The 14,045-nt window shown below is 43.6% G+C and carries 14 protein-coding genes; 6 read left to right on the top strand and 8 right to left on the bottom strand.

What is annotated here, in order from left to right; all coding sequences use genetic code 11:
• Nucleotides 1-41 precede the first annotated feature (41 nt).
• Both OCV56_RS23710 and OCV56_RS23705 read right to left on the bottom strand, forming a co-directional pair.
• The gene (locus OCV56_RS23710) at nucleotides 42-341 is read right to left on the bottom strand and encodes an isoamylase early set domain-containing protein (RefSeq protein ID WP_017630092.1); all 300 of its coding nucleotides are present in this window, start codon (nucleotides 339-341) and stop codon (nucleotides 42-44) included.
• Nucleotides 342-463: 122 nt separating this feature from the next.
• Nucleotides 464-1,117, bottom strand: coding sequence for a hypothetical protein (locus OCV56_RS23705; protein WP_086712840.1), 654 nt, complete (start codon nucleotides 1,115-1,117; stop codon nucleotides 464-466).
• Between the two features lie 32 nt (nucleotides 1,118-1,149).
• On the opposite strand from OCV56_RS23705, the gene OCV56_RS23700 reads away from it, so the two are divergent.
• The 4 genes from OCV56_RS23700 to OCV56_RS23685 all read left to right on the top strand — a co-directional run bounded on the left by OCV56_RS23700 (nucleotide 1,150) and on the right by OCV56_RS23685 (nucleotide 6,362).
• Nucleotides 1,150-1,632, top strand: a complete 483-nt coding sequence (locus OCV56_RS23700; RefSeq protein WP_190960440.1) for a GFA family protein — start codon at nucleotides 1,150-1,152, stop codon at nucleotides 1,630-1,632.
• A 151-nt stretch (nucleotides 1,633-1,783) separates the two neighbouring features.
• Nucleotides 1,784-2,458 (top strand): YoaK family protein, encoded by a 675-nt coding sequence (locus tag OCV56_RS23695; protein ID WP_086712838.1) that lies wholly within the window; start codon nucleotides 1,784-1,786, stop codon nucleotides 2,456-2,458.
• Nucleotides 2,459-2,687: 229 nt separating this feature from the next.
• On the top strand, nucleotides 2,688-4,058 hold the full coding sequence (locus OCV56_RS23690; protein ID WP_086712837.1) for a YjiH family protein: 1,371 nt from the start codon (nucleotides 2,688-2,690) through the stop codon (nucleotides 4,056-4,058).
• Nucleotides 4,059-4,490: 432 nt separating this feature from the next.
• Nucleotides 4,491-6,362 carry a methyl-accepting chemotaxis protein gene (locus OCV56_RS23685; RefSeq protein ID WP_086712836.1) on the top strand — a complete coding sequence of 624 codons (1,872 nt, stop codon included), beginning with the start codon at nucleotides 4,491-4,493 and terminating at the stop codon, nucleotides 6,360-6,362.
• 97 nt (nucleotides 6,363-6,459) lie between these two features.
• Here the strand turns inward: OCV56_RS23685 and OCV56_RS23680 are convergent, their stop codons facing one another.
• Nucleotides 6,460-7,866: an alpha-amylase family protein gene (locus OCV56_RS23680; RefSeq protein ID WP_086712835.1), complete on the bottom strand. Its 1,407-nt coding sequence runs from the start codon at nucleotides 7,864-7,866 to the stop codon at nucleotides 6,460-6,462.
• A gap of 283 nt (nucleotides 7,867-8,149) precedes the next feature.
• Complete coding sequence (ppiC, locus tag OCV56_RS23675; RefSeq protein WP_017109031.1) at nucleotides 8,150-8,428, bottom strand: peptidylprolyl isomerase PpiC; 279 nt, start codon at nucleotides 8,426-8,428, stop codon at nucleotides 8,150-8,152.
• Between the two features lie 284 nt (nucleotides 8,429-8,712).
• On the opposite strand from ppiC, the gene OCV56_RS23670 reads away from it, so the two are divergent.
• Nucleotides 8,713-9,627, top strand: a complete 915-nt coding sequence (locus tag OCV56_RS23670) for a chemotaxis protein (RefSeq protein WP_086712834.1) — start codon at nucleotides 8,713-8,715, stop codon at nucleotides 9,625-9,627.
• Nucleotides 9,628-9,713: 86 nt separating this feature from the next.
• On the opposite strand, the gene OCV56_RS23665 is transcribed toward OCV56_RS23670, so the two are convergent.
• The 4 genes from OCV56_RS23665 to hutW form a co-directional block, all read right to left on the bottom strand.
• Nucleotides 9,714-10,280, bottom strand: a complete 567-nt coding sequence (locus OCV56_RS23665; RefSeq protein ID WP_086712898.1) for an ATP:cob(I)alamin adenosyltransferase — start codon at nucleotides 10,278-10,280, stop codon at nucleotides 9,714-9,716.
• A gap of 159 nt (nucleotides 10,281-10,439) precedes the next feature.
• Complete coding sequence (gene hutZ, locus OCV56_RS23660) at nucleotides 10,440-10,970, bottom strand: heme utilization protein HutZ (RefSeq protein WP_086712833.1); 531 nt, start codon at nucleotides 10,968-10,970, stop codon at nucleotides 10,440-10,442.
• A gap of 119 nt (nucleotides 10,971-11,089) precedes the next feature.
• Nucleotides 11,090-11,611, bottom strand: coding sequence for a heme utilization cystosolic carrier protein HutX (hutX, locus tag OCV56_RS23655; protein WP_008215687.1), 522 nt, complete (start codon nucleotides 11,609-11,611; stop codon nucleotides 11,090-11,092).
• A gap of 58 nt (nucleotides 11,612-11,669) precedes the next feature.
• Nucleotides 11,670-13,079, bottom strand: coding sequence for a heme anaerobic degradation radical SAM methyltransferase ChuW/HutW (gene hutW / locus OCV56_RS23650; protein WP_086712832.1), 1,410 nt, complete (start codon nucleotides 13,077-13,079; stop codon nucleotides 11,670-11,672).
• Nucleotides 13,080-13,240: 161 nt separating this feature from the next.
• On the opposite strand from hutW, the gene OCV56_RS23645 reads away from it, so the two are divergent.
• Nucleotides 13,241-14,044 (top strand): energy transducer TonB, encoded by an 804-nt coding sequence (locus OCV56_RS23645; protein WP_086712831.1) that lies wholly within the window; start codon nucleotides 13,241-13,243, stop codon nucleotides 14,042-14,044.
• Nucleotide 14,045 lies beyond the last annotated feature (1 nt).

Below are 14,045 nucleotides of genomic sequence, written 5' to 3'. Positions count from 1 at the left end.
TAATAAACGAAGCGAATTAGTTGCTAGTTTCCGGAAAAAGGCTAAGCGTTAACCGTCGACACTAGGCAGTTATCTTCACCAAACTCATTAGGGATATAACGATCAGCATTCGAATCGTTTACCCATTGTTGGTCATCAACTAGGTAGCGGAATTGAAACTCGCCATCTTTAGGCAAGCGAGTTTTAAACTTGTATACCTTCCCTTTCGCCAACTTTTTCATTGGCGTTGCTTTCCAATCAAGGAAATCAGCAACGATAGACACAGAATTCGCTTCTTGAGCTTCTAGCTCAAAAGTCACTTCAACTTCATCTTTCGTTTTAAAAAAACGTTTATTAATCATTTGCAAGCTCCATTTGTAAAGTAAGCAGACACAAGGCTATGAGTGTCTAAATTTCATTCATCTACGTAAGATAATATGTAATTTGGCTCACATAAACAACAGATCCTTACACTAACAAAACGTTATTGCTTACCAATTGATTGCGTATCAAAAGAAAAGCTCATTAACACCTTTTCAGAAGGTGCTTCTGCAAATGATTGTTCCGCAGAATGCTGGGTAAAGCCGATAAAACCTTCCCCAGTGAGTTTTTTCTGTAATTGTGAATCTGGCTGTTCGGCAACATCCAAAGTCTGAATTTGCACGCGATCGCCCAAGAGAAGTTGGTCAACTAACACTACACGGCTTCGCTGCTGATCATGTTTAAACAGACCAAGGTAATAAAATACACCGCTGCCTTGGTTCGATATCCACATTGGCGCAATAAAAAAGCTCACATTCCCCAAGGTTACCGCAGAAAGGCTTTTCGTATCGACGGTCACCACACCACGCTCTACCCCTGAATCATAGCGACCAAACGCGATTGCTTTTGGTGCATCGATTTCATTAATAAAAGCGTATGCGTTGGTTTCAGGTACTTTGATTGTCCATGGGTTGGTTGTCTTCATATCAAAAACGGTTTCTACGACTGGGTCATAAGTGACTTGAGAAGAAGGAAACTTAGCTAAAATTTCTTCATCACTTAAACTAAAGCGATAAACACCCGCCAGTATCACCACCACTAACATGACGATTGGAATCAGTAGAATCAGAGGTATAGGTAAGATTTTCTTTTTCATGGGCAATTATATTCTTTTGTTTTCATCCAGTTGTGCAGACCATAAAGGGCTTTAGTATAATTATCAATACAGGGTTAACGAGAAGTGGAGCATGGATGGATATCAATCATATAAAACATAGAAATATCAGAAGTTGCGAATGCCGCTGTGGAGCAGTCAACCTAGTATGCAGAGGTGAACCTCAACGAACCTCGGTATGTCATTGTTATGAGTGCCAGAAACGCACCGGAAGTGTGTTCGGCGTTCAGGCTCGGTACCCAATAGAACAAGTCACACTCAATGGCGAAGTGACCTCTTTCTCACGCATCAGCGATACCGGTAATGAAGTCACCTATCAGTTTTGCCCTAAGTGTGGCACCACCATGCTTTTGCAGTCGGTTTCCGCCGCCGACTTTTACATCGTCCCACTCGGGTTATTTAAAGAGCAAGACTTTCCGTTACCAAGCTTTTCAGTCTACGAAGAACGTAAACACGGTTGGGTCAAATTCGACCATCAAATGAGTCACTACAACTAGCTTATTGCTGCCCTTTACCTCTACAAAACAACAGCATTAAAACAAACTGCAATACTGTTGCCTAAGATCAAATATCAAAGCACCACAACGCTAGCGTATCTTTTCGCTAGCGTTATAATCTTGCTCCTCTATTTAACCTAGGGTGAACCACATGATTTCTAAGCTGCCTCGCTGGGTTGAATACGGCGCCTTACTACTAGCTGGTCTTGCTGGCAGCGTTAATGCTATCGGTTTACTTGGCTTCCAACACCAAGCTATCTCCCATATTTCAGGTACCATGTCTTTACTAGGCAGCAGCCTACTCACACCAACCTCGGCTTCTGTTCACCTGCTATTGGTTATCATGAGCTTCATGTTAGGTGCGGCATTCAGCGGATTCTTTATTGAAAACCAAGCATTAAAGTTAGGACGTCGTTATGGTGTTGCTCTATGTATAGAGGGTGGATTGCTGTTCTTGGCGCTGTGGGCATTGTTACAAGGCTACACTTCAGGTCAGTATTTCGCTTCAGCCGCGTGTGGTTTGCAGAACGCGATGATCACCACTTACAGCGGTGCGATCATTCGAACAACACACATGAGCGGGATCATTACCGATCTTGGGATCATGATTGGTGCTCGCTTAAAGGGAATGCCTTTTGACCGCCGTAAAGCAAAGCTGCTGATGTTCATTGTCGTTGGCTTCTTATTTGGCGGCTTAAGTGGCGCTTGTCTGTTCCAACGCTTCGAAATTATGGCACTCGCTTTCCCTGCCTCTTTTGCCTTCATTATCGCATTTAGTTATTGGCTATACTTGACCTATCGAACTGAAACCCCAGTCAATTTATAAATACCTGGTAATATATCCTCAGATTACGTAACATCCGCAACACTTTATTCTAAACTCTTAATGAGTTGCAGAATAACCAGTATGAATAGTTAGCGATATTTGATGAATAGTATTGCAAGCACTATCAATACTGGGTAATCTTGCAGCCAGTGAGAAAATACGGATGTTTAGAGAATAAAAACGCCAAGGATGTGGCTTTTTTACATGTAGAAATACGAGAACAATTAACATGTCTAACAACACGAACACTGCTCAAACAGAGAAATCTAAAGGCAGTTTCTGGGTTTTCTTAATCCCATCTCTGATTGGTTTGTTCCTTTTTATGGCTCCAATCAGCTACCAAGGTGATCTAACGATCCCTGTCGCTATTCTAGCTAAATCAATCCAAGCGGTTTTCGGTGAATATCTAGTATCTATCATCACTGCAATCGTTGCCTTTATGTCTGTAGCTTCCGTTTTAAGCACCATTTTCAAGCCTACATTCATTACATCGAATTCATTTTTAAATGGCCTATTCAACCCATCTCCACTTTGGTTATTGGTTCGTCTAATTGGTGGTGCTGCAGCAGTTATGGCTTTCTTCCAAGTAGGCCCTGAGGTTATTTGGGAAGAGAATACTGGTGGCTTAGTGTTAGAAGGTCTGCTTCCAACACTGTTCTCAGTATTTATCTTTGCGGGTTTGCTACTGCCTCTTCTGCTTAACTTCGGTCTATTAGAGCTGTTTGGTACCTTACTAAGCAAAGTAATGCGTCCAATCTTCAACCTACCTGGTCGCAGTGCTATCGACTGTATGGCTTCTTGGTTAGGTGACGGCAGCGTTGGTATCCTGCTTACAAGCAAACAGTACGAGAAGAAGTTCTACACTCAACGTGAAGCGGCCGTTGTGGGCACCACTTTCTCAGCAGTCTCTATCACATTCAGCCTTGTGGTTATTGCTCAAGTAGAGCTAGAGCACCTATTCTTACCTTTCTATGCAGCAATCTGTTTAGCGGGTATTGTGGCAGCGGTAATCATCCCTCGCCTTCCACCACTAAGTATGAAAAAAGATACCTTTATTGATGGCAGTAAGCCGCACAAAGACGCTGACGCAATCCCAGCTGGTCACTCAACATTCTCATGGGGCCTTGAGCTAGCGGTAAATAAAGCATCTCAAGTGAAGTCGGCTAAGTCTGTATTTGGTGAAGGCGTTCGTAACGCAGTCGATATGGTATTTGGTGTACTACCTGTTGTTATGGGTCTAGGTACAATGGCGCTAGTTATTGCGGAATACACATCTGTGTTCTCAATCCTAGGTCAGCCTTTCATCCCATTCCTAGAGCTACTTGGTGTACCTGAAGCCGTTGCAGCATCTGAAACCATCGTTGTTGGTTTTGCGGATATGTTCATTCCTGCGATTCTTGCCGCTTCTATCGACAACGAGATGACTCGCTTTGTTATTGCAGCAATGTCAGTAACTCAGCTGATTTACATGTCTGAAGTAGGCGCTCTGCTTCTAGGCAGTAAGATCCCAGTGAACATCTTGGAACTGTTTATTATCTTTATTCTGCGTACTCTAATTACGCTTCCAGTTATCGCTGGTGTAGCTCACCTAATATTCTAAATTAGATGCTACTTATATAAATAAGCAGATATAATTATAAGCCTCACTTTTGTGGGGCTTTTTATTTGCACAAAATATATACACATTGTTATTTAAAGTGTAATCGACACATTAGTTCTGCATATCATTTAATTTCATATCTTTTATTCACCCTTCCTCTTTTTAATAGAAAACTTAGCGCATAAGCACCCAATTAATACATTCTTAACTCCTCCTTAAACTTCGTCTAGGCTCATTCCCCAACTCATTGAACCAAATAATAAAAGTAACAAATATGTGATTTAGTGAATTTTGTATTGTTTAGGTTGTTGTATTTTTGTAGTCTATTTTGTGAAATTACATTCAAGTAAATTTCAATCTTGTCGATATATATAATTACAAAAATACGATTAACTTTAGTCTTCGCAAAGCCTGTGAGAAGGGGGAAACTCAATGAAATTTAGCCATAAGGTGGTTGCTGCATCATCAGCCTTGCTGCTAGTAACAGTATCATTGCTTTCAATACAGCAACTGTACACCGTAAGAAGTGCTGTAGAAAACCACGTCAATTCGAGCCTGAAAGAGATGGTCTCTGGCGTGAAAAATACCGTCGAATCTGAGATGAACGCCAAGAAAGCGTTGGCTCAATCGACAACTGAAGTCATCGAGATCAACCCTGAAGATCGCGCTTACGTTAAAGAAATCTTAGAAAAGCCAAAGCTTAAAAATAGCTTCCTAGCGGTTGGTTTTGGTTATGAAGCAAACGGTTTCGTTATTGAAAATGATGACGGCTGGGATGCAGGTCCAGATTACGATCCGCGAATTCGCCCTTGGTACATTGATGCTAAATCCAAAAACAGTTTAGTTGTTACCGCTCCTTATGTGGATGCATCAAGTAAGAAAGTCATCATCTCAGTGGGAACACCAGTTAAAGAGAATGGACGCTTTACTGCAGGTATGTTCTACGACCTAGAACTGACTAACCTTGCTACTTTGGTCAACCAAGTGAACTTGTTTGATGCTGGTTACTTATTCCTTGTGACGGCAGACGGCACAACGATTGCTCACCCAAATGCTAAAAACAACGGTGAAACACTTTCAAGCTACATGCCACAAGCGACTATTCGTGAAGGCTCTCAAGAAATTGAAGTCGACGGAAAAATGTTCCTAGTTAACTTCACGCACATTCCAAGTGAAGATTGGTACATCGGCGCTATCCTAGATGAAGAGATCGCTTACCAAACAGTCGAAGACTTGAAACACAGCTCAATGATCTACTCGTTGATTGCGGTTATTCTCAGCATCATTGCTCTAACAGTTCTTATCCGCGTATTAATGCGCCCACTGGATGCGCTTAACCAAGCGATTCAAGATGTAGCGAGCGGACAAGGAGACCTAACTAAACGTCTAGATACCAACACAGACAAAGAGTTCTCTGACCTAGCGAAAGGTTTCAACACCTTTACTGAAAACCTACAAAATCAAATCATTCAATCGAAAGCGATTGGTGTTGAGATTAAGCGTGGTACTGAATTCACAGTGAAAGGCGCTGGTGAATCTGCGAATGCGATGAACACGCAACTGCAAGAACTTGAGCAGCTAGCGACCGCAATGAACGAGATGGCGGTTACCGCAACAGAAGTAGCAAACAATGCTCAAGGGGCAGCTGCGGCGGCCCGTGAAGCAGACGAAGCAACGCTAGACGGTACCTCTGTAGTAAGTGAAACCACTCAAGCGATTGATAACTTATCTGAGCGTATCGACCAAGCCGTTGCTGAAGTACAAGTACTGGAATCAGCAACAGCGAATATCGAAACGATTCTGAAAGTAATCAACGATATTGCAGACCAAACTAACCTGCTAGCATTAAACGCAGCAATCGAAGCGGCACGTGCTGGTGAATCAGGGCGTGGCTTTGCTGTCGTGGCTGATGAGGTTCGAACTCTGGCGCAGCGTACTCAAGAGTCAACGACTGAAATCCGCAACATGATCGAGCAACTTCAAGCTGGCGCAAGCTCAGTATCGAACGCGATGAACCAGAGTAAAGATACTGCCACTGACGCCGTAGAACGTGCGCAGCAAGCGAACTCTTCACTTGACCGTATCCGTGATGCAATTCAACGCATCTCTGATATGAACATTCAGATTGCATCAGCAGCAGAAGAGCAAAGCTTGGTAGCAGAAGAGATCAACAACAACACAGTTAAGATCAAAGACCTTTCAACACAAGTTTCTACTGCAGCTCAAGAGGCAAATGCCGCGATGCAAGTGCAAACTGACAATGTTCATCAACAAGACGAGTTACTGAACAAGTTCACTGTTTAGTCGCCTTTCGGTTTAGTTACCGGGCAATAGCTTAAAATAAAAAGCCCCGCTTACTGATTGCCAGTAAGCGGGGCTTCTCTTTTCTAGCCTATTCGAGTTAGCTCGTAACAGACTCCAACTCATTCGTCGTCAGCATCATGCATTGGTTAGATTCCACCTTAATGGTTAAATGCTTGCCGACACTGTCGAACACTTCTCCAGACAACAAATCGGTCACTGCCCCAGTCCAATTTAATGAAGCTGTTTTGCTTCGTTTCGACTTGTTGATCACCACAATGCCTTTATCACCACGGACAAATACCAGTAAATCATCATTCGCTTCAACCACACGCATCGCTTCGCCATGAACATGGTTATGGAATTGAATCATGTTTTTCATGTAAGGCGCTTGCCAGTCGTTGAGCCAACGAGGCTGACCGCTCTTATCAAGAATACCGCTGGTACTTAGCTCACTGTATACAAGCGGCACACCGCCATCTCGACCAAGAATAAAGGCATGAGCCAATCGTTCATCCACTTCATCCATCACATGCTCCAAAAACACCTCGTTGTTTGGAATGTCATGGGTCACGGCAAAAGTGATGGCTCGCATGTTCGATAGTGCTTGACCGAAACAGTAGGGGTTGATCAGTGATTTAAAACTACCCTGCGCCGCAAACGCTTTGAAGATAGTATTAAACAGCGGGAAATCATACGCCCCTAAACGAGTGTGTTTAAGGTAAGGCTCAAGAAACAGCTCGTACTCTTCTTCTGTCGCACCGCCATCGGTAATGATCTCACCAAAGATGTGCATTTCTTCACAGATATCGTCAGTCCAGACTTTGCGTAGGTGTGACAGTGTCATGTGCTTCGCAGCATCAATGCGGAAACCTTTCACACCAATCGCTTTCAAGGCTTTTAGGTACGCTCGCTGTTGTGCAACCACATTGTCGTTGTCTAACAGCGTTGGCAAACCAGGATCGCTAGCTCCGCCAGTAATACGCCCATTCTGCACTTCCCAAGTGTCTTTCCAGTTTTTGATACCAAACGCTTCTACAAAGTCGTTTTCATCAAACAAAGGCTTAGAAAGATCACCAAACAAGCGGATCGATTCGTAATAATCAGAATCTTTTTGGTAAGACGCCATATCTTGAAGGTTCGGATACGTTAAGTCACTGCGAATGCCAGATTCGTTTGCCATGTGGTTGAACACCACGTCCACATAGGTACGCAGCCCATATTGCTTTAACGTGTCGACCATCGCAATGAAGTCTTGGGTGTCGCCAAGCTGATTATCTATCACACGATAATCTTGTGGTTGATAGCGTTGCCACCATTGAGTACCAGAATCTCGGTCGCAACCTTTAGGCCCACGTAACGATTTCATTGCCGGTGATACTAAAACAGATTTATAACCCAACTCTTGGATCAGTGGGGCGTTCTTCATTACGTCAGCGTAGCACCAGTCAAAGGCATGCAATATGACATCTGTCGCTGGGTTGCTTAACATAGCTGAACTCTCCATGTTGTTCTCCTACCAAACTCGTTTACAGCTTTCTAGACAAACACAAAGGCTAAAAGGCAAAGCTGCATAAATTTCCTTAAGAATGGCATTTATTATATGAGTTACTCAGTAAATCCCCTCCTCCTCTCACCGATTAGTCACGGCGGATAGTTAAGGGCGTAGCGTCAATTATCGCATAACGTCTGGGATGAACACTCAACCATAGTGCTTGAAAGTGCTCAAAAAAGTCACAAAAAAGGAGCGTATATACGCTCCTTTTATTCAATCTAACACATATTTATGACTAAGTTCTGTAAAGAACCTTCACCACGTGCCAGCCAAATTTCGTTTTAACAAGATGTGGTACTAGCGTCTCGCCAGAGAAACAAACCTTATCAAACTGAGGCACCATTTGACCTTTTTTGAACTCACCTAGGTCACCGCCCTTTTTACCAGATGGACAGGTTGAGTGTTTCTTCGCTAGCGTTTGAAACTTAGCGCCCTTTTTAAGCTGCGTGATGATGTCTTCTGCTAGTTCTTTATGCTTCACCAAAATATGAAGCGCTGCTGCTGTTCTTGCCATGATAATTCTCAGTTTGTTGCTGCCAGTTTAGTTACGAAGTTTGCTTAGAACATCACTAATGCCCTGACTGTTGTAAATCTGTTTGCCGCTAACGACTTATCAACATAAATTCGTCGATAGCCTGCGTTTAGCGTGATTTTAACCCAAGAACAGCTATTCTTCACTCTATAACCGAAAACAACTGCCCTAAAGAGCGTTAAATACAGCATCGTGACTTGCTGCGGCTTCCATTTCCCTTTAAATTAATCCTTATAAATTAAGCGCGTATTAAGTAGGAGCCACTTATGGCCAAACCGATCAGTAAAGCGAGTCAGTCACAGGGAATGTTGATGTTCAAGTTATCCCTCACTCAAAGTTTTGCGATTGGCACGCTTAAGGTCAGAGAAATCGTCCCTTTTCAACCGATGACTCAGATCCCATACTCCCATCATCACGTGATTGGTACAGTGACCATCCGTGACCTAACGGTTCCAGTCATTGACATGTCTGCTGCGATTGGCTTCCGCCCGATAACACCCGCTGAATACCAAGATTGTGTGCTCATCGTCACCGATTGTTTAAGAACGGTAGTAGCGTTCTTGGTTCGTTCGATTGATAAGATCATTGAATGCGATTGGAAAAGCATTGAATCGCCACCAGCAAGCGTGGGTCGAAATGTGTTTGTTACAGGTATTACGCGCTTTGAAGATCGCATCGTACAGATGCTCGACGTAGAGTTGTTGCTTTCTAAGATCTACCCGGCTTATGAGAACGCGCATATTCCAATGCTAACTGATGTCGAAAGGGAACGCCTCAAAGCGCTAAACATCTTATTAGTTGATGATTCTTTGATTGCGCGTAAACAGCTATCTGATGCCTTAGACAGCATCAACATCCCTTACAGCATTTGTAATAACGGCTTAGATGCGATTGACCTGATGCGACGCCAAGCCAGCGCAGGCAATGCAGTTGACCTTCTAGTGAGTGATATCGAGATGCCTGGGTTAGATGGTTATGAGCTTGCATTTGAAGTGCAAAACGACAGTGCTCTAAGTCATGCTTACTGTATTTTGCATACCTCACTATCAAGTGAGATCTGTGTGGATCGTGCGAATCAGGTAGGTGCCCATGAAGCGCTTGAGAAGTTCAATGCGGGTGAATTAATCGAAGCCATGCTACGCGGCGCAAAAGTCTTAAACGACGCCTCTACGGCTGCTTAGGGCTATTCACGAAGCTAAACCAACATCAAGTTCAATGGTTTAGCTTCTTTCAATTCTTAGTTTTTCATCTCTTAACCCAAATAGAGCTAATCGTTAGCCTTTCTTTTCGGCATAGAGCTTTTTGGCATCGAATAGCTCTTACTCACGAATTCCACTTCCTCTACCTCATTGACATGATTGGTGAAAGACGCCAATGCATACAGTGTGTTCGCGACTAAGTTAGCGTATTTAAAAAGAATCGGATCCGGTGACTTTTTGCTTTCATGGTGTTCAATACTCACCAAAGCTCGCACCACTTTCTTAGCCTGACAACGACACAAGTGAAGTTCGCTCGACACGCGGTTCCCACCAGGTAATACGAACCCTTTGAAGCCACCTTCTAGGTGCTCACGGATACGGTGGTAATCTTGCTTAAGCTCGACCAGTTCGGATTCAGTGATCGCTAATTTCCCACGTACGGAGCCATTCAAATGATAGATATTCGGTTGCAGGCGTTGCAGGATCTCGCGAACTTGTGGTTCCAATTCCAATGAAAGAACCAATCCAACTCGGCAGCAAAGCTCGTCCGATAGAATCTCAAAATCACAGATAGGACTGTCTTCATAAATAAACGGGTAACAGAACTCATCCCAATCTCGACTTACTGGTTTCACGTAGCGATCCTTACACATAAATATTAATCAGACGCCAATATACCAAACTCTTTGATTTAGTCTGCTTTTTCTCACATCAATGTCCTGTGTTTACAACGGTTTTTAGACGTAAAAAAACCCTCACATTGGAGGGCTTCTTAAATAATCAGTTAAACGAGATTACTCGTTAGATACTTTTTTGTGGCCTTCTTGCAGGTGAACGAAATCGACTAGGTCGTCACCCGATACTTGGTATGCCTGACCAAAGCCTTTTACGAACAGGCCGTTTTCTGCTTTAAGGTTGAACAGAGAGAAATCTTGAAGCTGGCTCAAACCATCGATGATCTCGCCGAAACGATCTTGCATCTGGCCGATCACTTGAGTCCAAAGCTCCGTTTCACGTTCTACAACACTCGCTTGCGCATCAAACGTTAGACGCTTACGTGCGTAAAGCTGCTTCGAGCTCTCTTCGTCTTCAATCATCATCAAAGACACTTGAGGGTTTGCTTTCAAGTTACGAGCATGACGAGCAATATCAGAAATTAGAACAAAGTAACCTTCTTGGTTCTGAACAAAAGGTGCGTAACTTACGTTTGGGCGACCTTCTTCATCAACCGTTGCAAGTTGAAGGGTACGGCGCTCTTGGCGAAACTCTTTAATTTCTGGACCTAGGCGACCTTGTAGACGTTCTTGTTTTACTTGCTGTTCCATGGGTAATTCCTTTATTCACTTTCTCTGATTTATTATTTTTGCTCGAGGTTGAGCGATCATTAGCGAACTAAACGATCCTCGAGCATTGATGTCTTATTAACTGTTACTGCTGATTCTGTTTAAGCTTGTGCTTTTAGCGCTTTGAAGCGTTCTACTTGGTCGGCAATAAGCTCACGCTTTTCATTGCGGCCTAGGTAGATCTTAAAAATGTTCTCGCCTGTTTCACTGAAGAAACCGAAGTAATGACTTTCACGACCCATGAACGCCTTGCTCACCAAACCGATCTGTTTAACGTTGTCGAGTTTCAGGTGACCATGCAGCTCGCCTTCTTTACCCATCAGGTTGTAGTAACCACGCGCTACTTTACCTTTAGGGAACGGTGCTTTTACTTCAAAGATTGAGCCGAATGAATGTACGATTGTGGTCACAGGGCCCCAGCCAACTAAACCTTCTAGAATCTCTTGAGCACGGCTACCATCTAGCATTACTGCCATGTCGTTTGGAAAAGCAGCAACCACTTCAACCTCTGAAACACCTAGCTTCTCAGCAATCGCAGTAGGAAGCAGTTTTGGCTCTTCTTCTAGAATGCGAGCAACACGTTGTTCTAGAGTTTCTGTCATTTCTAATGTTGTATCTGTCATTGAATATGTTTCCGTATAAACGAGTAATTTACGTAAGTTTTAAATTAATAATTCGATATTAAGCGTGCTTCAAACTTGCATGAGGGTGAACGCCCGAACCTGGCGCTTTCGGCGCAGGGTGCATCGCTTGATATTCAGCGTTAAGCACTTGAATCACACTTTGAGCCAGACTTACAGCCCAGAAGCTGCCAGCAATAGTCAGGCTCAGGTAATCTTCCGAAAGCTCAACCAAGCCATTCTTTTCCCAATGTGAGAACAGAGGCTTCAAGTAATCGAACGTGTCTTGTCCCATAAAGGTCGGCAACGTACTTCTTCTAACAACACCAGAATCAAAGCCTGCCTTTAATGTCGAGAAGATTGGCTCTAATGAGCTTTGCTTCGTCATCATGGCAATCGGCACCTGACCTTGTTTTATAGACTCCATGTAGCTGTCTAAAGTTCGGTGTTGCATCACACCATGGCCGCCAATATTGCCACCAGCACCACAACCAATTGGAAGCACTTCGGCATAGGTTTTCGCTAAGCTGTTGTAAATGCTGCGTTCACGGTTATCACGAGTCCAGTGATTAACGCTCAGTTGCTTGACCTTGTGCTTAGCCATGAATTCAACACCCGTCAGGTACATGCTCGCCTTATCAGGCGTATTGGCCGGTGGTGGGATCTTTCCTTTCTCTACAAGATTAAGCATAGGTGCATTGCCCGCAACGATCAGTTGGTAGAGGTCAATACCGTGTGCCCCAGTAGACATGTAGTCTTCTAAATCTTGTTGGAACACTTCCATAGACTGGTGCGGTAGTCCGTATAACAAATCAATAACGATTGGCGCTTGCTCTGTACGACTTAGTGAGCTGATACGTTCTAGCACAACCTCTCGGTCATCTAAGCGCTTGGCGCTGCGTCGAACTTGAGTGTTGAAACTTTGAATACCAAAGGAGAAACGGTTGAAACCACCTTCAAGCGCACGATCAAACATCTCATCGCCAAAGCGATTGATGCGCCCTTCTAAGGTCATTTCAACATCGTTTGCTAACGGGAAGTATTGGCGAATAGCCTTACCTAATTGCTCTACTTGTTGAGGCGATAGGTCGGTAGGTGTTCCGCCACCAATGTAGACGGCGTGAAATAATCCAGACTGAGCCCAAGGCGTTTTGGCTTTTTGCTTCAACTCAACCATCAGAGCATCAAAGTACTCATCCACTAATTTGCGACTTGCGGCATTTTGGAAGAAGTTACAGAAGGTACAGCGCACTCGGCAGAAAGGAATATGGATATACAAGCAACGCTTATCCTGTTTCTTTCCTTCGCTTAGCATCAGTTCATCAAAGAGCTCCAACTTCTTGCTCGGGTCGACCGGAATTGAACTTCCTCCGGCATGTGCAGAATGCTTTTTCGCAAACGCAAAACGAAGCGGATCAGGGCTAGAAACACCCAAGATTGATTCGTCAAATTTATAAATATTAAGGCTCATATAATCTCTCTAAACACTTACATAGCAAAGTCTGGAAGACTATTCGCTAAAAACTGAGAGAATCATAAATAGAGCCAAATGATAATGCAATTGATAATTGATCTTATTTAGATTCTAAGCAATAATCCGATACAGAATTTTGATTTGGTAAAGGATTGATTGTGAACGTTCCTAGATATGTTATTGCAGGCGGTGCATCGTTGGTGATTCATGCGGCGCTATTGTTTGTCGCTCAAGAATCCAAAGTATTTGCGATGCCTGCAGGTAGCCAATCGAACACGGTATCGATCAACTTCACGCCTAAAAGTGCTCCTTCTCAAGCTCAACAAAAAACGGTTACAGAACCCGTTGAACCAAAACCAATTGAGGAAACTGTCTCACAAGCTGAACCTAAACCTGCTGAACCGAAAGCAGTTGAGCCAAAGCAAGCCAAACCGACACCAAAGAAAAAAGCGATCACCAATAAGCCTCAACCGAAGAAAGTAGAGAAAAAGGTTGTTGAAAAGAAAGTCGAGAAGAAGCCGGTTCAAAAAAAACCTGTGACTGAGAAAAAGGTCGTGAAGAAAGAACGCCCAGAACCAGCCACTAAACCAGAGAAGCTGGCCGACAAGAAAGTCGATAAGAATATGGACGAGTCTGCCAACCAACCTCAGGAAGTAAACCAAGGCGTGTCAAACCAAGAGCCGGTGCTAGTAACTAAGCCTTCTTTCTCTGCACGCCCTACACCGCCGAACTATCCTCGCCAAGCCAGACGTCGTGGCGTTGAAGGTGTTGCAACTTATGAGATCTGGTTAGACGCAGAAGGCAAACAAATTAAACAAGCATTAGTAAATTCATCAGGCGCACTAATACTCGATAACGCCGCTTTAGATGCCATTAAACAATGGAAATTCTCACCTCATACTGTCAATGGTCGAGCGATTGCTCACCGAGTACAAATACCTGTTCGTTTTAGGTTGGATTAAT

Origin of the sequence: Vibrio gigantis (assembly GCF_024347515.1) — a bacterium.
Classification (GTDB): Bacteria; Pseudomonadota; Gammaproteobacteria; order Enterobacterales; family Vibrionaceae; genus Vibrio; species Vibrio gigantis.
This window is presented reverse-complemented; position numbering and strand designations above follow the sequence as displayed.